At 68.6% G+C, this 21,349-nt stretch carries 24 protein-coding genes; 14 read left to right on the top strand and 10 right to left on the bottom strand.

The window, feature by feature from the left end:
- Nucleotides 1-243 precede the first annotated feature (243 nt).
- A complete protein-coding gene (locus AB7E03_RS04370; RefSeq protein WP_489939656.1) occupies nucleotides 244-1,164 on the top strand; it encodes a heme o synthase in 921 nt (306 codons plus the stop codon).
- A gap of 79 nt (nucleotides 1,165-1,243) precedes the next feature.
- Nucleotides 1,244-1,804 carry a GNAT family N-acetyltransferase gene (locus AB7E03_RS04365; protein WP_489939654.1) on the top strand — a complete coding sequence of 187 codons (561 nt, stop codon included), beginning with the start codon at nucleotides 1,244-1,246 and terminating at the stop codon, nucleotides 1,802-1,804.
- Here the strand turns inward: AB7E03_RS04365 and AB7E03_RS04360 are convergent.
- The gene (locus AB7E03_RS04360; RefSeq protein ID WP_489939652.1) at nucleotides 1,778-2,716 is read right to left on the bottom strand and encodes a COX15/CtaA family protein; all 939 of its coding nucleotides are present in this window, start codon (nucleotides 2,714-2,716) and stop codon (nucleotides 1,778-1,780) included. The genes AB7E03_RS04365 and AB7E03_RS04360 overlap by 27 nt on opposite strands.
- Nucleotides 2,717-3,045: 329 nt before the next feature.
- Here AB7E03_RS04360 and sufB point away from each other — a divergent pair, with 329 nt between their 5' ends.
- The 6 genes from sufB (at nucleotide 3,046) to AB7E03_RS04330 (ending at nucleotide 8,893) form a co-directional block, all read left to right on the top strand.
- Nucleotides 3,046-4,464 (top strand): Fe-S cluster assembly protein SufB, encoded by a 1,419-nt coding sequence (gene sufB / locus AB7E03_RS04355; RefSeq protein ID WP_441782127.1) that lies wholly within the window; start codon nucleotides 3,046-3,048, stop codon nucleotides 4,462-4,464.
- On the top strand, nucleotides 4,461-5,711 hold the full coding sequence (gene sufD / locus AB7E03_RS04350) for a Fe-S cluster assembly protein SufD (protein ID WP_489939650.1): 1,251 nt from the start codon (nucleotides 4,461-4,463) through the stop codon (nucleotides 5,709-5,711). The genes sufB and sufD overlap by 4 nt, the downstream gene beginning before the upstream one ends.
- Entirely contained in the window at nucleotides 5,711-6,040 is a 330-nt protein-coding gene (locus tag AB7E03_RS04345; protein ID WP_489939648.1) for a non-heme iron oxygenase ferredoxin subunit, read from the top strand. The genes sufD and AB7E03_RS04345 overlap by 1 nt, the downstream gene beginning before the upstream one ends.
- Before the next feature lie 2 nt (nucleotides 6,041-6,042).
- A complete protein-coding gene (gene sufC, locus AB7E03_RS04340) occupies nucleotides 6,043-6,837 on the top strand; it encodes a Fe-S cluster assembly ATPase SufC (protein WP_441782130.1) in 795 nt (264 codons plus the stop codon).
- Between the two features lie 23 nt (nucleotides 6,838-6,860).
- A complete protein-coding gene (locus tag AB7E03_RS04335; protein ID WP_285116646.1) occupies nucleotides 6,861-7,190 on the top strand; it encodes a metal-sulfur cluster assembly factor in 330 nt (109 codons plus the stop codon).
- A gap of 104 nt (nucleotides 7,191-7,294) precedes the next feature.
- Complete coding sequence (locus AB7E03_RS04330) at nucleotides 7,295-8,893, top strand: ABC-F family ATP-binding cassette domain-containing protein (RefSeq protein ID WP_489939645.1); 1,599 nt, start codon at nucleotides 7,295-7,297, stop codon at nucleotides 8,891-8,893.
- Nucleotides 8,894-8,909: 16 nt separating this feature from the next.
- Here AB7E03_RS04330 and AB7E03_RS04325 read toward each other — a convergent pair whose 3' ends face one another.
- The 3 genes from AB7E03_RS04325 to AB7E03_RS04315 are packed head-to-tail and all read right to left on the bottom strand — an operon-like array spanning nucleotide 8,910 to nucleotide 10,335.
- Nucleotides 8,910-9,773: an SURF1 family cytochrome oxidase biogenesis protein gene (locus AB7E03_RS04325; RefSeq protein WP_489939643.1), complete on the bottom strand. Its 864-nt coding sequence runs from the start codon at nucleotides 9,771-9,773 to the stop codon at nucleotides 8,910-8,912.
- Nucleotides 9,770-10,030, bottom strand: a complete 261-nt coding sequence (locus tag AB7E03_RS04320; RefSeq protein ID WP_489939641.1) for a hypothetical protein — start codon at nucleotides 10,028-10,030, stop codon at nucleotides 9,770-9,772. Before AB7E03_RS04320 ends, AB7E03_RS04325 begins: the two co-directional genes overlap by 4 nt.
- Entirely contained in the window at nucleotides 10,027-10,335 is a 309-nt protein-coding gene (locus AB7E03_RS04315) for a DUF3099 domain-containing protein (protein ID WP_441782134.1), read from the bottom strand. The genes AB7E03_RS04320 and AB7E03_RS04315 overlap by 4 nt, the downstream gene beginning before the upstream one ends.
- 89 nt (nucleotides 10,336-10,424) lie before the next feature.
- Here AB7E03_RS04315 and fabG point away from each other — a divergent pair, with 89 nt between their 5' ends.
- Nucleotides 10,425-11,135 (top strand): 3-oxoacyl-ACP reductase FabG, encoded by a 711-nt coding sequence (gene fabG / locus AB7E03_RS04310; protein ID WP_489939639.1) that lies wholly within the window; start codon nucleotides 10,425-10,427, stop codon nucleotides 11,133-11,135.
- A gap of 18 nt (nucleotides 11,136-11,153) precedes the next feature.
- Here fabG and serB read toward each other — a convergent pair whose 3' ends face one another.
- Nucleotides 11,154-11,810 (bottom strand): phosphoserine phosphatase SerB, encoded by a 657-nt coding sequence (gene serB, locus AB7E03_RS04305; RefSeq protein ID WP_441782136.1) that lies wholly within the window; start codon nucleotides 11,808-11,810, stop codon nucleotides 11,154-11,156.
- The gene (locus AB7E03_RS04300; protein WP_441782137.1) at nucleotides 11,807-13,051 is read right to left on the bottom strand and encodes a glucose-1-phosphate adenylyltransferase; all 1,245 of its coding nucleotides are present in this window, start codon (nucleotides 13,049-13,051) and stop codon (nucleotides 11,807-11,809) included. Before AB7E03_RS04300 ends, serB begins: the two co-directional genes overlap by 4 nt.
- A gap of 47 nt (nucleotides 13,052-13,098) precedes the next feature.
- Between AB7E03_RS04300 and glgA the strand changes: the two genes are divergently transcribed.
- The 3 genes from glgA (at nucleotide 13,099) to AB7E03_RS04285 (ending at nucleotide 15,526) form a co-directional block, all read left to right on the top strand.
- On the top strand, nucleotides 13,099-14,289 hold the full coding sequence (gene glgA / locus AB7E03_RS04295; protein WP_489939636.1) for a glycogen synthase: 1,191 nt from the start codon (nucleotides 13,099-13,101) through the stop codon (nucleotides 14,287-14,289).
- A gap of 30 nt (nucleotides 14,290-14,319) precedes the next feature.
- Nucleotides 14,320-15,120 (top strand): ABC transporter ATP-binding protein, encoded by an 801-nt coding sequence (locus AB7E03_RS04290; protein WP_489939634.1) that lies wholly within the window; start codon nucleotides 14,320-14,322, stop codon nucleotides 15,118-15,120.
- A 154-nt stretch (nucleotides 15,121-15,274) separates the two neighbouring features.
- The gene (locus tag AB7E03_RS04285) at nucleotides 15,275-15,526 is read left to right on the top strand and encodes a type B 50S ribosomal protein L31 (RefSeq protein ID WP_441782140.1); all 252 of its coding nucleotides are present in this window, start codon (nucleotides 15,275-15,277) and stop codon (nucleotides 15,524-15,526) included.
- A gap of 174 nt (nucleotides 15,527-15,700) precedes the next feature.
- Here AB7E03_RS04285 and AB7E03_RS04280 read toward each other — a convergent pair whose 3' ends face one another.
- The 3 genes from AB7E03_RS04280 to treS form a co-directional block, all read right to left on the bottom strand.
- Nucleotides 15,701-16,018, bottom strand: a complete 318-nt coding sequence (locus AB7E03_RS04280; RefSeq protein ID WP_489939632.1) for a DUF4190 domain-containing protein — start codon at nucleotides 16,016-16,018, stop codon at nucleotides 15,701-15,703.
- A gap of 81 nt (nucleotides 16,019-16,099) precedes the next feature.
- Nucleotides 16,100-16,792 carry an exonuclease domain-containing protein gene (locus tag AB7E03_RS04275; protein ID WP_489939630.1) on the bottom strand — a complete coding sequence of 231 codons (693 nt, stop codon included), beginning with the start codon at nucleotides 16,790-16,792 and terminating at the stop codon, nucleotides 16,100-16,102.
- A gap of 59 nt (nucleotides 16,793-16,851) precedes the next feature.
- Nucleotides 16,852-18,561: a maltose alpha-D-glucosyltransferase gene (gene treS, locus AB7E03_RS04270; RefSeq protein ID WP_441782143.1), complete on the bottom strand. Its 1,710-nt coding sequence runs from the start codon at nucleotides 18,559-18,561 to the stop codon at nucleotides 16,852-16,854.
- Between the two features lie 169 nt (nucleotides 18,562-18,730).
- On the opposite strand from treS, the gene AB7E03_RS04265 reads away from it, so the two are divergent.
- The gene (locus tag AB7E03_RS04265; protein ID WP_489939627.1) at nucleotides 18,731-19,642 is read left to right on the top strand and encodes an alpha/beta fold hydrolase; all 912 of its coding nucleotides are present in this window, start codon (nucleotides 18,731-18,733) and stop codon (nucleotides 19,640-19,642) included.
- On the top strand, nucleotides 19,639-20,721 hold the full coding sequence (locus AB7E03_RS04260) for a glycosyltransferase family 4 protein (RefSeq protein ID WP_489939625.1): 1,083 nt from the start codon (nucleotides 19,639-19,641) through the stop codon (nucleotides 20,719-20,721). Before AB7E03_RS04265 ends, AB7E03_RS04260 begins: the two co-directional genes overlap by 4 nt.
- 25 nt (nucleotides 20,722-20,746) lie before the next feature.
- Here the strand turns inward: AB7E03_RS04260 and AB7E03_RS04255 are convergent, their stop codons facing one another.
- Nucleotides 20,747-21,346, bottom strand: coding sequence for a histidine phosphatase family protein (locus AB7E03_RS04255; RefSeq protein WP_489939623.1), 600 nt, complete (start codon nucleotides 21,344-21,346; stop codon nucleotides 20,747-20,749).
- Between the last annotated feature and the right edge of the window lie 3 nt (nucleotides 21,347-21,349).

Genomic DNA, 21,349 nt, shown 5'->3' with positions numbered 1-21,349 from the left:
AGGGTCGTCGTAGGGAACCCGCACCGGTTGAGGTAGTGCGCGCCGTGGACGTCATCGGCGCCGGGCCCCACGGGGCCTCGGCTGGCGAGCATCTCCAAGTATAGGTAACACGCACGAAACGTGGGGTGTTCCCCCAGACGGTTGTGCCAGAGGCGTACACGGCGTATCCGCCCGGCGGCACCTCTACGTGTCGTAGACTTGCCCGGGGTCCCGCACCCATCCGCCGAGCACACACGAGGAGCAATGGACGTCGCTGTAGAGAGCCGTGTCGCACCGGGCCGCATCGGCGCCGCTCGCAAGGTGAGGGCGTACTTCTCGCTCACGAAACCGCGTGTCGTCGAGCTGCTGCTGGTCACCACGGTCCCGACGATGATCCTCGCCGCGCACGGCATCCCGAATCTCTGGCTGGTGCTCGCGACCGTGGTCGGCGGCTACATGAGTGCCGGGTCCGCCGGCGCGTTCAACTGCTACATCGACCGCGACATCGACCGCGTGATGCGCCGCACCAAGAACCGGCCGCTCGTGACGGGCGAACTCTCCGACCGCGAGGCCCTCGTGTTCGCGTGGGCGCTCGGCATCGCGTCCGTGCTGGTGCTCGGCTTCTTCACGAACTGGCTCGCGGCGGCGCTGTCGGTCGCGGCCATCCTGCTCTACGTCGTCTTCTACACGCTCATCCTCAAGCGCCGCACGCCGCAGAACATCGTCTGGGGCGGCGTCGCCGGCTGCATGCCCGTGCTGATCGGTTGGGCGGCCGTGACCGGCTCGCTCGACTGGGCGCCGTTCATCCTGTTCGGGATCATCTTCCTCTGGACGCCGCCGCACTACTGGCCGCTGTCGATGAAGTACCGCTCCGACTACCAGGAGGCGGGCGTGCCGATGCTCGCCGTCGTGCGCGGCCGTGCCGTCGTCGGCCTGCAGGTCATCCTGTACGCCTGGGCGATGGTCGCCTGCTCGCTGCTGCTCATCCCGGTGGCACACATGGGGCTGGTCTACACAGCGGTCTCGCTGGTCGCCGGCGGCTGGTTCATCTACGAGTCGCACCGGCTCTACAACCTGGCCATCCGCCACGAGACGGTGTCGCCGATGCGCGTGTTCCACGGTTCGATCGCCTACCTGACGCTGATCTTCCTCGCGGTCGCGATCGACCCGCTGCTGCCGTTCTAGGCTCCGGCCGCTGGAACGTAGGAGAAAGGGCCGCAAGAAAGCCGTGCCGGCACAGCCGCCCGGCCTCTAGCATGTGCGCATGACAGCGCAGTTGCTGACGACGCGGCTGGTGACGTCGCGCCTGGTGCTCGACGCGCCGACCGACGACGACATCCCGGACGTGCTCGAGGCCTGCCAGGACGCGGAGACCCAGCGCTGGGTGCCTCTTCCTGCGCCATACACCCGGGAGAGCGCGGAGTTCTTCGTCCGCAGCTACTGCCCGCACGGCGTCGCCAGCAGGCGGTACACCGTGTGGGCGCTGCACCGCCGGGGCGGTGGCCGGCTGCTCGGCGCGCTGGAGGTGCGCAAGGACGAACGCGCCGGTTCCGCCTCACTCGGCTGCTGGTCCGGCCCGTGGGCGCGCGGCCGCGGCTACATGCGGGAGGCGCTCGGCGCGGTGACGCGTTACGCGCTCGACCCCGCCGGTCTCGGCTTCGATCGGCTGAACTGGGAGTACGTGCCCGGCAACGACGCCAGCAGGAGGCTCGGCGAGTCGGCCGGGTTCGACTTCAGCGATGACCTACGGACGATCGTGAGCCTGCACGGCGAGGCGCTCGAGGCGCGCGTCGGTTACCTACGCCGCGACGACGTCGGCGGCTGAGTCCGCGTCCACAGCCGCAGCGACCGGCTCGTACAGCGCGAGCACGACCGCGGTCATCGTGCTCGCGAGCAGCGCGGCCAGGGTCATGTGGATGCCGACGAGCACCCCGGGCAGCCCGGTGTTCGCCTGGATCAGACCGACGACGATCTGGAGCAGCTCGACGGCGAGCAGGTACTGCGTGAAGCGGCGCAACGCCGGCCCGCCGACCCGGAACGCGCCGACGACGAGCAGGATGGTCAGCGCGAAGGTGACGTACGCCGGGATGGCGTGCACGTGCTGCAGGATCTCCGGGTTCAGGCCACTGCGGGGCGTGTTCTGATCGCCCGCGTGCGGACCTGCGCCGGTCGTGACGATGCCCACCAGGATGGTGACCAGGACGACGACGCTCGTCAGGTAAGCGACCCCCGCGTACCAGCCGGGGACCGCCCGGTAGCGCGCGCCGGGGACTGCGTAGAGCCGGACGAGGTACGACGTGGTGAGGGCGACCAGCACGATCGAGGTCACGAAGTGGATGCCGACGACCCACCAGGTGAGCCCGGTGAGCACCGTGATCCCGCCAAGGATCGCCTGGAAGGGGACACCGAGCCCGGCGATGAGCGTCAGCCAGAACAGGTCCGAACGCGATCGGTAGAGCTTCACGACCTGCAGGAACGCGATGATCGCGAGCACTGCGAGTACGCCGCCCAGCATCCGGTTGCCGAACTCGATCACCCCGTGGATGCCCATCTCGGGCGTGTTCACCAGGGAGTCGGCCGTGCACTTCGGCCAGGTCGGGCATCCCAGTCCGCTGCCGGTCAGCCGCACCGCCCCGCCCGTCGCGACCAGCAGGATCTGCGCGGCCAGGTAGATCCATGCGACGACCCGTGTACGCCTGTCGATGCGGTCCGGCAGCCAGGCGATGATGCGCTTCATGGTTCGGGGGCTTCCTCGGGTCTGTTCGGCGGTTCCGGATGCGGATACTCGGGCAATGCGCAGGCGCGCCTCTACTAATACCGCGCCGCACCTGTAGAATTGGTGGGTTCGAGGAACGCGCCTTGCAGCGCGTGCGCGCGGTCGGATTCTCCGGCCGTGGCCGGGGCATCGTGGCCCGTCTCCACGGACAGTTTAGGTACGCACGTGTTGGTACGCACACCGCCACCCGCGCAATCAGGACTCTCCAGTCGACCGGCATGAGCCGTGCGTCTGGGGAGGGAATGAGCCGGACTGATATCCGGTTACGAGTGGAAGGAAACGAGGTAGATATGTCAGACATCCTGATCGATCGGCCAGAGCTCGCCTCTTTGGGGCAGTACGAGTTCGGCTGGGCCGATTCCGACGCGGCGGGCTCGTCCGCGCGTCGCGGGCTCTCACCGCAGGTGGTGAAAGACATCTCCGCACTGAAGAACGAGCCCGAGTGGATGCTGCAGCGTCGCCTCAAGGCCCTCCAGCTCTTCGAGCGGAAGCCGATGCCCACCTGGGGTGCCGACCTGTCGGAGATCGACTTCGACAACATCAAGTACTTCGTCCGCTCCACCGAGAAGCAGGCGCAGAGCTGGGAAGACCTCCCGGAGGACATCCGCAACACGTACGAGAAGCTCGGCATCCCGGAGGCGGAGCGTCAGCGCCTCGTGGCCGGCGTCGCCGCGCAGTACGAGTCCGAGGTCGTCTACCACCAGATTCGCGAAGACCTTGAGCAGCAGGGCGTCATCTTCCTCGACACCGACACCGCGCTCCGTGAGCACCCGGAGATCTTCGAGGAGTACTTCGGCACGGTCATCCCCTCCGGCGACAACAAGTTCGCCGCGCTGAACACGGCCGTCTGGTCGGGCGGCTCGTTCGTCTACGTGCCGAAGGGCGTGCACGTGGAGATCCCGCTGCAGGCCTACTTCCGCATCAACACCGAGAACATGGGCCAGTTCGAGCGCACGCTGATCATCGCCGACGAGGGCAGCTACGTGCACTACATCGAGGGCTGCACGGCGCCGATCTACAAGTCGGACTCGCTGCACTCCGCGGTCGTCGAGATCATCGTCAAGAAGAACGCCCGGGTGCGCTACACGACCATCCAGAACTGGTCGAACAACGTCTACAACCTTGTGACCAAGCGGGCGACCGCGGCCGAGGGCGCCACCATGGAGTGGATCGACGGCAACATCGGCTCCAAGGTGACGATGAAGTACCCGTCGATCTACCTGATGGGGGAGCACGCCAAGGGCGAGACCCTGTCCGTCGCGTTCGCCGGCCCCGGCCAGCACCAGGACGCCGGCGCGAAGATGATCCACATGGCTCCGTACACGCAGTCGTCGATCGTCTCCAAGTCGATCGCCCGTGGCGGCGGCCGAGCCGGTTACCGCGGAGAGGTGCGGGTGGATGCGGCAGCGCACCACTCCGCGAACACCGTGCGTTGCGACGCGCTGCTGGTCGACACCATCTCGCGCTCCGACACGTATCCGGCGATCGACATCCGGGTGGACGACGTGCAGCTCGGCCACGAGGCGACCGTGTCGCGCGTGAGCGAGGAGCAGCTGTTCTATCTGATGTCGCGTGGACTCCCGGAGGACGAGGCCATGGCCATGATCGTCCGCGGCTTCATCGAGCCGATCGCCCGTGAGCTCCCCATGGAGTACGCACTCGAACTCAACAAGCTCATCGAGATGGGCATGGAAGGCTCTGTCGGATGACGCAGATCGAGACGACGACGACCGACCCGGCCGCCCCCGCCCCGAAGCACCTGCGCGCGCCCGTCCCCGTCCAGAGCCGCGCCGAGCGGTTCACCTCGACGGAGGTCTCGGACTTCCCCGCGGTGACCGGTCGGGAGCCGATGTGGAAGTACACGCCGGTGGCCCGCATCCAGGAGCTCATCGCGGGCGACCTGGACGGCTCGCCCTACGTGTACGACGTGACCACGGCGCCCGGTGTGACGACCGCATGGCTCGGGCGCGACGACGCCCGTATCGGCACGGCAGGCATCCCGGAGGACCGCGCGTCCGCGAACGCGTGGACCGCGTTCGAGCAGGCGCTGCTGGTCAGCATCGGTGAGAACCTCAGTGGTGACCACCGCGAGGTGACCCTCACCCGTTCCGCCCTCGGCGGCGCCGCCCGCGCGGCGCACACCGTGGTGGAGGTCGCCCCGGCTGCCGTCGCCACGCTGATCCTTCAGAACACCGGAGCCGCGCACCTGACCGAGAACGTCGAGTTCCTGCTCGGTGCCGACTCCGACCTCACGGTCGTCTCGCTGCAGGAGTGGGACGACGACGCCATCCACGTGGCCGCCCACTTCGCCGAGATCGGCGAGGGCGCGCGCCTCAAGCACGTCGCAGTCACCCTCGGCGGCGGCGTCGTGCGCCTCAACCCGTCCGCGCACCTCTCCGGTGCTCGCGCCGACGCCGAACTCCTCGGTGCCTACTTCGCCGACGCGTCGCAGCACCTCGAGCAGCAGGTCTACGTCCACCACGACGGCCCCGAGACCCGCAGCCGCGTGACCTACAAGGGCGCGCTGCAGGGCCAGGGCGCCCGGACGGTGTGGATCGGGGATGTGCTGATCGGCCCGAAGGCCGTCGGCACCGACACCTACGAGCAGAACCGCAACCTTGTGCTCACCGACGGTGCCCGCGCCGACTCGGTGCCGAACCTCGAGATCGAGACCGGCGACATCGTCGGCGCCGGCCACGCCAGCGCCACCGGCCGGTTCGACGACGAGCAGCTGTTCTACCTGCAGTCGCGCGGCATCCCGGAGGAGGAGGCGCGTCGCCTCGTCGTCCGCGGGTTCCTCTCCGAGATCGTGCAGCAGATCGGGTCGCCGGCGCTCCAGGAGCGCCTGCAGGCGAAGATCGAGGACGAGCTCCAGTCGTCGACGGTCACAGCGTCCTCCTCCGCCGTGTCGGCTCCGTCCTCAACGCCGACCCCGTCCACCGGGGCCGAGCGCTGATGGCGGGGCAGCGCGTCGCCGCCGTCGCGGAACTGGTCGAGAACCAGGCCACCCGCGTGGTGGTCGACGGTGTCCCCATCGCCGTCGTCAAGGACTCCGCGGGCGCCATCCACGCGATCGGCGACACCTGCACCCACGGCGAGATCTCGCTGTCCGAGGGCTTCGTCGAGGACGAGACGCTCGAGTGCTGGGCCCACGGGTCGCAGTTCTCGCTGGTCACCGGCAAGCCCCTCAACCTCCCGGCCTACGAGCCGGTCCCCGTCTTTCCCGTCGAGATCATCGATGGAGACGTCTACATCGACTCCAGCGTTACGAAAGTGAACCAGTAATCATGTCAGTCCTCGAGATCCGCGACCTCCACGTCACCGTCGAGACGGACCAGGGCGTCAAGCCCATCCTGAACGGCGTCGACCTCACCATCAACGAGGGTGAGATCCACGCGATCATGGGCCCGAACGGCTCCGGCAAGTCGACCCTCGCGTACACGATCGCCGGGCACCCGAAGTACACCGTCACCCAGGGCACCATCACGCTCGACGGTGAGGACGTGCTCGCCATGACCGTCGACCAGCGTGCTCGCGCCGGGCTCTTCCTCGCGATGCAGTACCCGGTCGAGATCCCCGGTGTGACCAATACGAACTTCCTCCGCACCGCGAAGACCGCGATCGAGGGCGAGGCGCCGTCCATCCGCACCTGGGTGAAGGATGTCCGCGAGTCGATGAACGCGCTGCGCATGGACTCCTCGTTCGCCGAGCGCAACGTCAACGAGGGCTTCTCCGGTGGCGAGAAGAAGCGCAACGAGATCCTCCAGCTCGAGCTGCTGAAGCCGAAGTTCGCCGTGCTCGACGAGACCGACTCCGGCCTCGACGTGGATGCGCTCAAGGTCGTGTCCGAGGGCGTCAACCGCGCCAAGACCAACACCGGCCTCGGCATCCTGCTCATCACGCACTACACGCGCATCCTGCGCTACATCAAGCCGGACTTCGTGCACGTCTTCGTCGCCGGCCGGGTCGCCGAGCAGGGTGGCCCCGAGCTCGCCGACCGCCTGGAGGAGGAGGGCTACGACCGTTACGTCGACGCCCCCGAGCCCGCGTCCGCTTCGGCAGCCGAGCTGGCCGAGGCCTGAGGACCGAGAGGTACAATCGCATCATGCCCGCCACGCTGAGCCCGGCGCTCTTCGACCAGGTCGAGGAGGCGCTGAAGAACGTCATGGATCCCGAACTCGGGATCAACGTCGTCGACCTGGGCCTGATCTACGACCTCGCCTTCGATGAGGAGAACAACGCCCTCATCATCTCGATGACGCTGACCAGCGCCGGCTGCCCGCTCACCGATGTGCTCGAGGAGCAGACCGCTGAGAGCCTGGACGGCATTGTGGAAGCCTTCCGCATCAACTGGGTGTGGATGCCGCCGTGGGGTCCCGAGCGGATCACCGACGACGGGCGCGACATGATGCGCGCCCTCGGCTTCGCAATCTAAGACATCCCTCTCCAACAGTTCCGGACTTTTTCGACCGCGCCGTGGCGTGTCGGGCCGAAAAAGTCCGGAACTGTTTGCTGAGAACCAAGAGAAATGGAATCACTGTGCTTGCCGTGCAGGGTCTTGAACTGCGCGTAGGCGCGCGCCTCCTGATGGAGGACGTGAGCTTCCGTGTCGCCGACGGCGACAAGATCGGGCTCGTCGGGCGCAACGGCGCCGGGAAGACGACGCTCACCAGGGTGCTCGCCGGCGACCTGCTGCCGAACGCCGGCAAGGTGGACCGCTCGGGCGACCTCGGCTACCTGCCGCAGGACCCGCGATCCGGGAACCTCGACGACCTGGCGCGCACGCGCATCCTCGACGCCCGCGGCCTCGGCTCGATCGTGCTGCAGATGCAGCAGGCGACGCACGACATGGCGAGCACCGACGAGGCCGTCTCCGCGGCCGCGATGAAGAAGTACGGGCGCCTGGAGGAGCAGTTCCACCTGCACGGCGGTTACGCGGCCGAGGCGGAGGCCGCCTCCATCGCGTCGAACCTGAACCTGCCGGACCGCATCCTGGATCAGCCGCTCAAGACGCTCTCGGGCGGTCAGCGGCGTCGCATCGAGCTGGCCCGCATCCTCTTCTCGGATGCCCGCACGATGATCCTCGACGAGCCGACCAACCACCTCGACGCCGACTCGGTGATCTGGCTGCGCGAGTTCCTGAAGAACTACACCGGCGGGTTCATCGTCATCTCCCACGACGTGGAGCTGGTCGGCGAGACGGTCAACCGCGTCTTCTATCTGGATGCGAACCGTCAGGTCATCGACATCTACAACATGGGCTGGAAGCACTACCAGCGCCAGCGCGCCGCCGACGAGGAGCGCCGGAAGAAGGAGCGCGCGAACGCCGAGAAGAAGGCCGGCGCCCTGCAACTGCAGGCGGCCAAGTTCGGCGCGAAGGCGACGAAGGCGGCCGCGGCCCACCAGATGGTCGCGCGCGCTGAGAAGCTGCTCGCGGGTCTCGAGGACGTCCGCCAGGCCGACCGCGTGGCCAAGCTGCGCTTCCCGACGCCGGCCCCCTGCGGCCGGACCCCGCTGCAGGCGAGCGACCTGTCCAAGAGCTACGGGTCCCTCGAGATCTTCACGGCCGTCGACCTCGCGATCGACCGCGGCTCGAAGGTCGTCGTGCTCGGGCTCAACGGCGCCGGCAAGACCACGCTGCTGCGCATGCTCGCGGGCGTCGACCGCCCGGACACCGGACAGGTCGAGCCCGGCCATGGCCTGCGCGTCGGGTACTACGCGCAGGAGCACGAGACGATCGACGTCGAGCGCAGCGTGCTGCAGAACATGGTGTCGTCGTCACCGTCGCTCACCGAGACCGAGGCCCGCAAGGTGCTGGGCTCCTTCCTGTTCACCGGGGATGACGCGCACAAGCCGGCGGGCGTCCTGTCCGGCGGCGAGAAGACGCGTCTCGCGCTGGCGATGATTGTCGTCTCGGGCGCCAACGTCCTGCTGCTCGACGAGCCGACCAACAACCTCGACCCGGCGAGCCGCGAGGAGATCCTGGATGCGCTCGCGCACTACGAGGGCGCAGTCGTGCTGGTCAGCCACGACGAGGGCGCCGTGGAGGCCCTGAACCCGGAGCGCGTGCTCATCCTGCCCGACGGCGTCGAGGACCACTGGAACCGCGACTACCTCGACCTGATCTCGCTGGCGTAGCGCTCGGGAGCCCGGCTCAGCGGGCTGCGTCGAGCAGCTCGTCCTCGACGTCGGCATCGGTGCGCTTCGCGCGGCGCCGACGCTCGCGCTCGGCCGCGCGCGCCCGCTCGGCGGGGTCGTCGGAGTTGCGCTTGCGGTACTCGGTGACCAGCGCGTAGCCGAGCCCGAAGAACCCGATCAGCGCGAAGATGATCCACTGGATCATGTACGACCAATGCAGTCCCTCATCCTGTGTCGGGGGAGAGGTGACGGTGGGCGTCGGAGCGGTCGCGGGCGCCGGGTCCTCGCTGTCGAGCAGTCCGTACGCGCCGGTGTAGACGTCCGCGCCGCCGAGCTTCTGCTGGACGACGGAGAGCTGGATGGTGCCCACCTGCGAGCCCGTCGCCGTGCGCCCCGGGATCGCCGGTTCGCTGGCCTTCAGCCGTGCCACCACGGTGACCGTGCCCGCTGGGGCGGCCGGCACGTGGTCGGGCGTGTCGGTGGTGTTGCCAGTCGGAACCCATCCCCGGTCGACGATGAACAGCGCACCGTCCGCCGTGCGCAGCGGCGTGAGCACCTCGAAGCCGGGGCTGCCGTTGAAGGGCCGGTTGCGCACCAGCAACTGCTTGTCACGCTCGTACGTTCCGGTGACGGTGACGCGCCTCCACTCCTGCTTCGGCGAGTAGGCGGACAGGCCCGGCAGTTCCTCGGTCAGCGGAACCGGCTTCGAGTCGAAGTTCTCGGTGACGAGCGCATTGGCTGCCGCCGCCTCCTTGCTCCGGGCGAGCTGCCAGTTGCTGAGGAATCCGCACGCGATGGCGAACACGATGGCGAACGCCAGGTAGCCGAACCACCGCCGGGAGATCGCGAAGCGCCACCCCTCGGGCTGACGCGCGCTCACGCGGTCGGCCTCTCGGGTTCGACCTCGGCCCCGGCGACCTCGGCCTCCTCCACGGAGACAACCCGCAGCGGGAAGTCGCGGGCGGCGAGGAATCCGCGCAGGAACTCTTCGTGCTCGTCGCACGCCAGCCACACCTTCACACGGTCCTCGGCGTGGATGCGCGGGTTGCGCCATTCGATGCGCCAGGACGCCGTCTCGCGGCATCCCGCACGGGAGCACGTCAACGGCGCAGGCGCGTCCGATCCGAGCCCGATCACTGGTCCTCCCGAGGGTCCTGGCGCGGCCCCGGTGGCGGGGGCGCCACTGGAAGGATATTGCCTGGTCGCTGAACTTCCTCTCGGCGCGGGTCCACCGACACGTTCGCGATGACCACGGCGAAGTACGGCAGGAAGATCGCGCCGATCAGGGGAACCGCCGCCCACCATCCCGGGACGATCACGGCGACGATCAGGCAGACCACACGAATGCCCATGGCGACCGAATACTTGATCATCCGGTGCCGACGTTCCTCGTCGGGGGAGAGGGGCAGGCTCGTGATCGACGGAGCTGTGGGCTTCTTCATGTGCGTTGAGTCCAGCGTACGTCCATAAACTAGGTGGCGGTCCGTTCACGGACATCTTGCAGAAAGCTGTACTCCTTGAAGGGAACCGCATGACCACGCCACGCACCGTCCTCGTCACCGGAGGCAACCGGGGGATCGGCTTCGCCATCGCCGAGGAGTTCGTCGCCCAGGGCCACCGGGTCGCGGTCACCGCGCGTTCGGGCGAGGGCCCGCAGGGCGCGCTGACGGTGCGGGCGGATGTCACGGACGCCGCCTCGGTCGACGCAGCGTTCACCGAGGTGGAGCAGAAGCTCGGCCCGGTGGAGGTCGTGGTCGCGAACGCGGGCATCACCAAGGACACCCTCCTGATGCGGATGACGGACGAGGAGTTCGACTCGGTGATCGAGACGAACCTCGGTGGCGCGTTCCGTGTCGTCAAGCGCGCGAACAAGGGGATGCTGAAGGCCCGATTCGGCCGCATCGTCCTCATCTCCAGCGTGGTGGGCCTCTTCGGCGGTGCCGGCCAGGTCAACTACGCCTCGTCGAAAGCCGGACTTGTCGGCATGGCCCGCTCGATCACGCGCGAGCTGGGCGCCCGCGGCATCACGGCGAACGTCGTGGCACCCGGCTTCATCGAGACCGACATGACCGCCGAGCTGCCGGAGGCGCAGCAGGCTGAGTATAAGAAGAGCATCCCCGCGGGCCGCTTCGCCTCGCCGACCGAGGTCGCGAAGGTCGTGACCTGGATCGCGGGCGACGACGCCGGGTACATCTCCGGTGCGGTCATCCCGGTCGACGGCGGCCTCGGGATGGGCCACTAGCGGCAGCTCAGTCGTAGGTCAGCCGCGCAGGCCGAGCAGGGGGAGCACCTGCGAGAGGTCCGGCCGGTCGATGACCACGTCTGCTTCGGCGCGCACCTTCGGCTTGGCGTTGAACGCCACGGCGAGGCCGGCTTCGGCCATCATCCGGAGGTCGTTGGCGCCGTCGCCGATCGCGACCGTCTGCGAGAGGTGCACGCCCGCAGCGGCGGCCCAGAACAGCAGGGCCTGCGCCTTGGCGGCCGCATCGACGACCGGTCCGTCGACCTCGCCGGTGAGCACGCCGTCCTCGACGACGAGCCGGTTGGCGCGCCAGTGATCGAGGCCCAACCGCTCGCCGATCGGGTCGAGGAGCTCGTGGAAGCCGCCGGAGACGACGCCGACCACCCCACCCGCCTCGTGGACTCCCGCCACCAGCTCCGGCACGCCCTCCGTCACCCGGATGCGCTCACCCACGTGCTGGAAGACGGCTGCGGGGAGGCCGGCGAGCGTGCGGACACGCTCCCGCAGACTGGCTTCGAAGTCGAGTTCGCCGCGCATCGCGCGCTCGGTGATCTCAGCGACCTCGGTGCGCGAGCCCGCCTCCTCGGCGAGCAGCTCGATGACCTCGTCCTGCAGGAGGGTCGAATCGGCATCGAGGACGACCAGGACGGACGCTGTGCTGTGCTCAGGCGTCATGGAACGACGTGGACGCCCTTGCCGACCACGGTGATCCCCGAGTCGGTCACGGTGAACCCACGAGCGCGGTCGCGGTCGGGGTCGACCCCGATCTGGGCGCCCTCGGCGACCACCACATCCTTGTCGAGGATGGCGCGGCCGACGAACGCGTTCGGCTCGATGATCGCGCGCTCGAAGACGACCGAGTCGATCACCTTCGCGCCGGAGTCGACCTTCGCCCACGGGCCCAGCACGCTGCGCTCCAGGTGGGCGCCCGAGATGACCGAACCGAGCGAGACGATGGAGTCGATCGTCGTGCCGAGCGCTCCGCGCCCATCCCGCACGATCTTCGCCGGCGGGGAGTTGAGCACCTGGCTGAAGATGGGCCAGCGGTTGTTGTACAGGTTGAAGATCGGCAGGGCCGAGATGAGGTCTTGGTGGGCCTCGAAGAAGGAGTCGATCGTTCCGACATCCCGCCAGTAGTAGCGGTCGCGGTCGGTCGAGCCCGGCACGTCGTTGTTGTTGAAGTCGTAGACGGCCGCCTCGCCGCGCGCCACGAAGTCGGGGATGATGTCGCCGCCCATGTCGTGGTTGGAGTCGGGGCGGTCGCCGTCGCGGATCACCGCGTCGATGAGCGCATCCGCGTCGAAGACGTAGTTGCCCATCGAGGCCAGCACCTCGTTCGGGGAGTCGGGCAGACCGATCGGGTCGCGCGGCTTCTCGCGGAAGGCGCCGATGCGGTCGGGGCGCTCCGGCTCGACCTCGATGACGCCGAACTGGTCGGCGAGCCCGATCGGCTGACGGATTGCGGCAACGCTCGCGGGGGCACCGGATGCGATGTGCGCGTCGATCATCTGGCCGAAGTCCATGCGGTAGACGTGGTCGGCGCCGACGACGACCACGATGTCCGGCTTCTCGTCGCGCAGCAGGTTGAGGCTCTGCAGGATGGCGTCGGCCGACCCGCTGAACCAGCGCTTCCCGAGGCGCTGCTGCGCGGGCACGGAGGCGATGTAGGAGCTCGTGATGCCGTCGAGCCGCCAGGTCTGCGAGACGTGGCGGTCGAGGCTGTGCGACTTGTACTGCGTGAGCACGACGATCTGGCGCAGCTGCGAGTTGATCAGGTTCGACAGGGCGAAGTCGATCAGGCGGTACTGCCCGCCGAACGGGACGGCGGGCTTTGCCCGGTCCGCCGTCAACGGCATCAGCCGCTTTCCCTCGCCGCCCGCGAGGACGATGCCGAAAATCTTCTTGCCTGGTGCCATGCCCTCAACAGTAGAGGCGAAGTGTTCGCTGTACTAGCGTTTTGGTCATGCGCGTTGATCTTCTGACCCGGGAGTACCCGCCGGACATCTACGGCGGCGCCGGGGTGCACGTCACCGAGCTCGTGAGGGCTCTGCGAGTGGACACCGAGGTGATCGTGCGCGCCTTCGGGGAGCCGCGGGAAGAGCCGGATACCGCGTCGTACCGCGTGCCCGCCGAGCTCGCGGATGCGAATGGCGCCATCGCCACGCTGGGCGTCGACCTGCAGATGGCGCAGGACTGCGGGGGAACGGACATCGTCCATTCGCACACCTGGTATGCGAACGGCGCCGGCCATTTGGCGAAGCTGCTGCACGGGGTGCCGCACGTCGTCACCGCGCACAGCCTCGAGCCGCTGCGGCCGTGGAAGGCGGAGCAGCTCGGCGGCGGCTACCGCGTCTCGAGCTGGATCGAGAAGACCGCGTTCGAGTCCGCCGACACCGTCATCGCGGTGAGCGACGGGATGCGGCGCGACATCCTGGCCGCGTATCCCGAGCTCGACCCCACCAAGGTCGTCACGATCTACAACGGCATCGACCTGGAGCGCTGGCAGCCGCTGCGCGACGACGAGCGCGCACGGGCGCTGGGCATCGACCCGGACCGCCCGGCCGTCATCTTCGTCGGCCGGATCACCCGGCAGAAGGGGCTGCCGTACCTGCTGCGGGCGGTGCGGCTGCTGCCGCCGGAGGTGCAGGTCATCCTGTGCGCCGGCGCGCCCGACACACCCGAGATCCTCGCCGAGGTGAGCGGTCTGGTCGAGCAGCTGCAGCAGGAGCGGGGCGGGGTGGTCTGGATCGACCGGCTGCTCCCGAACGACGAGCTGCGGATCGCCCTCACCGCCTCCACCGTGTTCGTGTGCCCGTCGATCTACGAGCCGCTCGGCATCGTGAACCTCGAGGCCATGGCCTGCGGGCTGCCGGTCGTCGGAACGGCGACCGGCGGCATCCCCGAGGTGATCGTCGACGGAGTGACCGGACGCCTCGTCCCCATCGACCAGCTGCAGGACGGCACCGGCACCCCGACCGACCCCGAACGCTTCGTGTCGGACCTCGCGGCCGCTCTCACAGAGGTCGTGAGCGACCCCGCGCGGGCCGCCGAAATGGGCCGTGTCGGGCGCGAGCGGGCCGAGACCTCGTTCAGCTGGACGGCGATCGCGGAGCAGACCCGCGACGTGTACCGATCGCTCTCCGGCCGTCACTGATGCGCTTCGGGCGACGGTAGGCTGGATGGCATGGCCGACAGCGTTCTCCAGCTTTCCGACGTGTCCGTTGTACGGGACGGCAACCCCGTCCTGAAGGGAATCGACTGGGCGGTCGAGCCGGACGAGCGGTGGGTCATCCTGGGCCGGAACGGCGCCGGGAAGACGACCCTCCTGCAGATCGCGGCGGCCGCGCTGCACCCGAGCTCCGGCGAGGCCACGGTGCTCGGCGAATCGGTCGGCCACACCGACCTCGCGGAGCTCCGCCCGCTGCTCGGGTTCGCGTCCAGCGCGGTGGCCCGGCGAATCCCGCGGAACGAGCGGGTGCTGGATGTCGTGATGACCGCCGCGTACGCGGTCACCGGCCGCTGGAACGAGCTGTACGAAGAGATCGACGAGCGCCGCGCCCACCGAGTGCTCTCCGAGTGGCACCTCGACCACCTGGCCGAGCGCACGTTCGGGAGCTTGTCGGACGGAGAACAGAAGCGCGTGCAGATCGCGCGCTCGGTGATGACGGACCCGGAGATCCTGCTGCTCGACGAGCCGGCCGCGAGCCTCGACCTCGGCGGGCGCGAGGAGCTGTTGCAGCTTCTCGGCGGCTACGCCAGCGATCCGAAGTCACCCGCGATCGTCATGGTCACCCACCACGTCGAGGAGATCCCGCAGGCCTTCAACCGCGCGCTGCTGCTCAAGGACGGCGAGGTCATGGCCCAGGGCCCGATCGGCGAGGTGCTGACGAGCGAGAACCTGAGCACGACCTTCGACATCGACATCGAGATCAGCGAGTCCGACGGCCGCTACACGGCCCGGGCGCGTCAGGGCGTCGAAGGCTGAGCACCGCGACCCGATCTGCTAGACTCGATAGCTGGCTCCCGAACCGTTCGCACCGTCTTGGCTGCGTGCGCTCTCCGAGGGCCTGAAGCTTCCCGTCCACGCGGTCTGCGCGGACACGACCGAACCGACTACTAGCTGCAACAAGGAAGTCCTGATGAAGACTGGCATCCACCCCGACTACGCCCCCGTGGTTTTCCGCGACCTGGCCTCGGGTGCGACGTTCCTCACCCGTTCCACCGTCTCGAGCGACAAGACGATCGAGTGGGAGGACGGCAACACCTACCCGGTGATCGACGTCGAAATCTCGTCGGAGTCGCACCCGTTCTACACGGGCAAGCAGCGCATCCTCGACTCGGCCGGCCGCGTCGAGAAGTTCAACTCGCGCTACAAGAGCTTCGGCAAGTAAGCCGCACGTACGAAGGCCCCCGTCCTGTGGACGGGGGCCTTCGTCGTTCCCGGGGTCGCGTCCCTCGGTAGTGCGGGCGCCATCGAAGGAGATTCGGCGCTGTAGCCCTCGAATCTCCTTCACCACTGCCTTGTGAAGGAGATTCGGGGGCTTTTCTCCTTCGATACCGGCGGGCTAGTTGCTCTGGTAGTAGACGGCGGAGTTGGCGGCGGCGACGACCACGATGATCGTGACGATGATGCCGAGGGCGAGCGCCACGAAGCCGATGATGATGGCCGCGAGTGCGAGGCCGCGGCCCTGCTCGCCGGTGCGCTTGATCTGGGACAGGGCGATGAAGCCCAGGATGATGCCCAGGATGCTGATGAAGAACGTCGCGACGAACGCGACGATGGACATGGTGTTCCAGCCGGGCTGGCCGGAGCCGTAGGGCTGCGCGTATTGCGGCTGCTGCTGCGGCGGGAGGGGCTGCGGGTTCAGGTTCGAGTCGCTCATGGCGCTGAGACTAGCGGGAGAGGCGGACGCGCGAGTAGACCCCAGGTGGAGGGCGAGCGGCCGGGCGGTCCGGCGGGCGACTCAGCGCAGTGGCCAGGCCCCGGAGGTCGTGAACTGCGGGTCGCGCTCGCGCCGCATGTACTCCTGGAAGTCGGCCGCCTGCTCCTTGCACCAATCCACCTGGCGGCGGTGCAGCTCGGCCGCCTCCAGCGCGAGAGCTTCGGCGTGGATGCGCGCGAGCGCCTGGGCCACGCGCCCGGCGGCGATCGCATCCGCTCCCGCATCGTGGGCGGCGATCAGGTCGACGCCGTAGTGGGTCGCTGTCATCGTGAGAGTGCGCTTGCCCCGGCGGAACTTGTCCACCGCCTTGTCGATGACAAGCGGGTCGACGATGGGGCCGGGGGAGGCGAGCGGCGCGACGTCGTAGCGGCGAGCCTCCCGGTCGAGCAGGGTGAAGTCGTACGGAGCGTTGTAGGCGACCACGGGAATGCCGCGGTCGAACAGGCTCCGCAGCTGCGCGACGATCGCGGCGACGGCGCGTGCCGGATCCATCCCGTCGGCCCGCGCCTGCTCGGTGGTGATGCCGTGGACGGCGGTCGCCTCCGACGGGATCTCGACCCCCGGATCCACCAGCCAGTCGCGGCGGTGCAGCACCTCACCGGTCTCGTCGAGCAGCCCGACGTGCGCGGTCACGATCCTGGCCGTCTCGACGTCGATGCCGGTGGTCTCGAGGTCGAAGACGCCCAATCGGTGATGCCATGTGCTCGTTCCCATGCCCCAACGCTAAGCACCACCACCGTCATCCCCGCGGAACGGCACGCCGAACGGTGAGGTCAGTCGCGGCGCGGCTCGATGTGCAGCCAGTAGAAGTTCTGCGTGCCGAGGGTGAGCGTGAAGCGGCCGTCGTCGGCGACCGTCGGGAACTCGGCTCCGCCGAACAGGTCGTACAGGGTGGCCCCGGCGAACTCCGTCGCCTCCAGCGAGACCGAGACGGGATTGTGCGCGAACGAGAACACGCACAGCACGTCCTCCGGCTGGTCGCCGAAGTGCGAGCCGCTGCCCGCGTACGAGCGTACGAACGCCAGCACCGACTCGTGGTCGGTGGGAAGCACTCGGATGTCACCGAGCCCGAACACGGGATGCGCCTTGCGCACGTGGATGACGTTGCGGATCCAGTGCAGGAGCGACCGGGACTGCGCGAGCTGCGCCTCCACGTTCACCTGGTTGTAGTGGAACACCAGCGACTGGACGATCGGCAGGAACAGCTTGCCGGGGTCGGCGCTGGAGAAGCCGGCGTTGCGGTCCGGCGTCCACTGCATCGGCGTGCGGGAGCTGTCGCGGTCGGGCAGCCAGATGTTGTCGCCCATCCCGATCTCGTCCCCGTAGTAGAGGAACGGGCTGCCGGGCAGCGAGAACAGCAGGGCGTGGGCCAACTCCAGCTCGGCTCGGGAGTTGTCCAGCAGGGGAGCAAGGCGGCGGCGGATGCCGATGTTGGCGCGCATCCGGGGGTCGTAGGCGTACCAGCCGTACATCGCCTGCCGGTACTCCTCGCTCACCATCTCCAGCGTCAGCTCATCGTGGTTGCGGAGGAACACGCCCCACGCGGCGCCGTCGGGCACGTCGGTCGTCTCGGACAGCACACGGACGAGCTCGCCGGCCTGCTGGGAGCGCAGCGCGTAGAAGATGCGCGGCATGACGGGGAAGTCGAAGGCCATGTGGCACTCCGGCTCCTCCTCGCTGCCGAAGAACGCCGCGACCTCGCGGGGCCACTGGTTCGCCTCGGCGATCATGATGCGGCCGGGGTACTCGCGGTCGACCCACTCGCGCAGCTTGATGATGAATTCGTGGGTCTTCGGCTCGCCCTCGCCGTTGCCCTCGTCGGACTCGTACAGGTAGGGGATGGCGTCGAGCCGGAAGCCGTCGACGCCGAGGTCGAGCCAGAACTTGACGATGTCGTACATCGCCTCGTGGACGGCCGGGTTCTCGAAGTTGAGGTCCGGCTGGTGCGAGAAGAAGCGGTGGAAGTAGAACTGGCGCCGCGCCTCGTCGAACGCCCAGTTGGAGTCCTCGGTATCGACGAAGATGATGCGGATGTCCGGCCACTTGTCGTCCGTGTCGTTCCACACGTAGAAGTCGCCGTAGGGGCCTTCCGGGTCCGAACGCGACTGCTGGAACCACTCGTGCTGGTCGGAGGTGTGGTTGATCGGCAGGTCGATGATGATGCGCATGTTGCGCTCGTGGGCCTTGGTGACGAGCTCGCGGAACTCGTCGATCGTCCCGAACTCGGGAAGGATCGACTTGAAGTCGGCGACGTCGTAGCCGCCGTCGCGCAGCGGCGACTGGAAGAACGGCGGGAGCCAGAGCGCGTCGATGCCCAGCCACTGCAGGTAGTCGAGCTTGGAGGTGAGGCCGGCGATGTCGCCGGAGCCGTCACCGTTGCTGTCGACGAACGACCGCACCATGACCTCGTAGAAGACCGACCGGCGATACCACTGCGGGTCGAGGGCCAGGCCGGGCAGCGTGATGGGCGCGGTGAAGCTCACGGTTCTCCTTCTGCGCGGCGGGCCGCGGACGGGTGCGGGGAGGTGGGGCAGTGCGGGGGGCGATGCGGGTGGTGGCGGGGGAGCGCGAGGTGCTGCAAGCGATTGCAACCAGAGAAGTCTAGGACGTGCGGACGGTGCGCTGTCCAGTCCCTGCCTAGACTGGAGGACGATGACTGTGACCTCACCCTACGCCGCCGCTCTCGGGCGGGTGCCCGTGCGCGAGGGGGCGACCATCGTGCTCGGCTCGACGACCCGGTTCTGGGACTACGGCGACCCGGATGCGGCCACCACTCTGGTGCTCGTCCACGGGTTCCGCGGCGACCACCACGGGCTCGAGCCCGTGGTGGCGCAGCTGGAAGGCATCCGGCTGGTCTCGCCCGATCTGCCCGGGTTCGGCGCGTCGACGCCGCTGACCGAGGCGGCGCACGACATCGACGGGTACGGCTCCTGGCTGAGGGGGTTCGTCGCCTCGCTCGAGCTGAGCGGACGCGTGGTGCTGCTCGGCCACTCGTTCGGGTCGATCGTGGTTGCAGCGTCGCTGGCGACGGTGGACGCAGCAGATTCCGGCGACCGTCCCGACGCCGTCGTGCTGGTCAACCCGATCGGTCAGCCCGCTCTCGAAGGTCCGCGCGGGATCTTCACGCGGCTCGCGATCTTCTACTACTGGCTCGCCTCGGTCCTCCCCGAGCGGCTCGGCTTTGCCCTGCTCCGCAACCGGCTGATCGTGCGAGTGATGAGCGTGACAATGGCAAAGACAAAGAACCGGACGCTGCTCCGCTGGATCCACGACCAGCACGACCGCTACTTCTCGGCATTCAGCGACCGGACGGTGGTGCTGGATGCGTTCCGCGCGTCCGTATCGCACGACGTCAGCGAGTTCGCGGCGCGCATCCCCGAGCGGACGCTGCTGGTGGCGGCGGAGAAGGACGACATCACGCCGATCGCTGCCGAGTACCGGCTGCAGACGCTGTTCCCGGAGGCGGAGCTGGTGGTCATCCCAGAGGTCGGCCACCTCATCCACTACGAGACGCCCGTCGCCGCGGCCCGTGCCATCCAGCGGTTCCTGGAGGAGCCGTCGTGAGGATCCTCTTCGACTGCCGCTACACCCGGATCGGGCGTCATGACGGCATCAGCCGCTACACCGCCGGGCTCGTCACCGCGCTGGCGAAGCGTCACCCGGTCACGATGCTGATCAGCGACCACCGCCAGCTGGAGCTGCTTCCCGAGCTGCCGTGGGAGCTCATCCCGTCGCCGACCTCGCCGGGGGAGCCCTGGGTGGCTCGCACGGTGAACCGCCTGAAGCCGGACATCGTCTTCACACCCATGCAGACGATGGGCGGTTTCGGGCGGAAGTACCGCCTGGTGCTGACCGTCCACGACCTCATCTACTACCGGCACCCCACCCCGCCGCGCGACCTTCCGGCGTTCGTACGCGGGCTGTGGCGGCTGTACCACCTGGCCTGGTGGCCGCAGCGGCTTCTGCTCAACCGCTCCGACGCTGTCGTCACAGTCTCCGAGACGACCAAGGGGTTGATCGCCGAGCACCGGCTGACCAAGAGGCCGGTGCATGTCGTGCCGAACGCCGCCGACATGCCGGAGCTCGCTCCGGGCCGCGCCGAGCGAACGGCGCCGGAAACCAAGAGCCTGGTCTACATGGGCTCCTTCATGCCGTACAAGAACGTGGACACGCTGGTACGCGCGGTAGCGCTGCTGCCCGGGTACGCGCTCCATCTGATGAGCCGGGTGTCGGAGTCCGAGAGGCAGCGGCTGAGCGAGTTGGCGCCGGGCGCGGAGCTCGTCTTCCACGACGGCGCGAGCGACGAGGAGTACGCGGAGACGCTCGCCGCAGCCACCGCGTTGGTGTCTGCATCGCACGACGAAGGGTTCGGCATCCCGCTGGTGGAGGCGATGACGGTCGGCACGCCGGTGGTGGTCAGCGACATCCCCATCTTCCGGGAGATCGGCGGGGAGGCGGCGCTGTTCTTCGAGGCGGACTCGCCGGAGCAGGTGGCCACGCGGGTGCGTCACCTGGAGCAGGACGGCGTGTGGGCCGCGCGCTCGGCGGCCGGTCACGCGCAGGCACAGCGGTACACGTGGGAGGCGTCGGCCGAGAGGCTGCTGACGGTGCTCACCGCGACGGCGTCGCGTCGCAAACGCTGACGCAGTCGACTGGGCGCCGCGCGCGTCACATGACGGAGGCGGTGAAGAGGTCGCGGTCCTCCGGGCCGAGATTGAAGCGGTCGAGCGTGAGGTCGCCGTCCAGGTAGCGGAAGCGGTGCACGGAGCCGTTCGGGATGAGTTCGCCCGGGCCCGGCAGCGCGTGGTCGGTGACGTGCCGGACGAGCGACGAGATGACGCCGCCATGGCTGACCACGATCACGTTCTCGCCGGGATGCTGTTCTCCGAGCTCCTGCAGCGCGGGCAGGGCCCGGGCGACCACCTGGTCGCGCGTCTCGCGGCCGGGAACCGGCGTCCCATCCGGCCAGCGCGCGAGGATCTGCTCGCCGGTGAGGCCCTCGGCCTCGCCGTACTGACGCTCCGCCACCGCTGCCAGGCGGCCCGGCTCGCTGAGGCCGACGTGGCCGGCGATGATGCGGGCGGTGTCGAGGGCACGAGACAGCGGGCTCGCGTAGATGGCATCGAACCGCCCGCCGGCGAGCGCGCGGCCGGTCGTCTCCGCCTGCGCGCGTCCCGTCGCGTTCAGCGGGATGTCGCTGGATCCCTGGATGCGCTTGGCGAGATTCCAGTCGGTCTGGCCGTGCCGCACCAGCGAGATGAAGGTCACACG

It is taken from the genome of Leifsonia sp. RCC_180 (assembly GCF_058138205.1).
The sequence above is the reverse complement of the archived record's forward strand: the minus strand, read 5'-3'. Positions and strand labels throughout refer to the sequence as shown.

Coding starts and splice junctions, on each gene's coding strand:
- AB7E03_RS04370 (WP_489939656.1), top strand. CDS start 244: ATGGACGTCGCTGTAGAGAGCCGTGTCGCACCGGGCCGCATCGGCGCC.
- AB7E03_RS04365 (WP_489939654.1), top strand. CDS start 1,244: ATGACAGCGCAGTTGCTGACGACGCGGCTGGTGACGTCGCGCCTGGTG.
- AB7E03_RS04360 (WP_489939652.1), bottom strand. CDS start 2,716: ATGAAGCGCATCATCGCCTGGCTGCCGGACCGCATCGACAGGCGTACA.
- sufB (WP_441782127.1), top strand. CDS start 3,046: ATGTCAGACATCCTGATCGATCGGCCAGAGCTCGCCTCTTTGGGGCAG.
- sufD (WP_489939650.1), top strand. CDS start 4,461: ATGACGCAGATCGAGACGACGACGACCGACCCGGCCGCCCCCGCCCCG.
- AB7E03_RS04345 (WP_489939648.1), top strand. CDS start 5,711: ATGGCGGGGCAGCGCGTCGCCGCCGTCGCGGAACTGGTCGAGAACCAG.
- sufC (WP_441782130.1), top strand. CDS start 6,043: ATGTCAGTCCTCGAGATCCGCGACCTCCACGTCACCGTCGAGACGGAC.
- AB7E03_RS04335 (WP_285116646.1), top strand. CDS start 6,861: ATGCCCGCCACGCTGAGCCCGGCGCTCTTCGACCAGGTCGAGGAGGCG.
- AB7E03_RS04315 (WP_441782134.1), bottom strand. CDS start 10,335: ATGAAGAAGCCCACAGCTCCGTCGATCACGAGCCTGCCCCTCTCCCCC.
- fabG (WP_489939639.1), top strand. CDS start 10,425: ATGACCACGCCACGCACCGTCCTCGTCACCGGAGGCAACCGGGGGATC.
- serB (WP_441782136.1), bottom strand. CDS start 11,810: ATGACGCCTGAGCACAGCACAGCGTCCGTCCTGGTCGTCCTCGATGCC.
- AB7E03_RS04300 (WP_441782137.1), bottom strand. CDS start 13,051: ATGGCACCAGGCAAGAAGATTTTCGGCATCGTCCTCGCGGGCGGCGAG.
- glgA (WP_489939636.1), top strand. CDS start 13,099: ATGCGCGTTGATCTTCTGACCCGGGAGTACCCGCCGGACATCTACGGC.
- AB7E03_RS04290 (WP_489939634.1), top strand. CDS start 14,320: ATGGCCGACAGCGTTCTCCAGCTTTCCGACGTGTCCGTTGTACGGGAC.
- AB7E03_RS04285 (WP_441782140.1), top strand. CDS start 15,275: ATGAAGACTGGCATCCACCCCGACTACGCCCCCGTGGTTTTCCGCGAC.
- AB7E03_RS04280 (WP_489939632.1), bottom strand. CDS start 16,018: ATGAGCGACTCGAACCTGAACCCGCAGCCCCTCCCGCCGCAGCAGCAG.
- AB7E03_RS04275 (WP_489939630.1), bottom strand. CDS start 16,792: ATGGGAACGAGCACATGGCATCACCGATTGGGCGTCTTCGACCTCGAG.
- AB7E03_RS04265 (WP_489939627.1), top strand. CDS start 18,731: ATGACTGTGACCTCACCCTACGCCGCCGCTCTCGGGCGGGTGCCCGTG.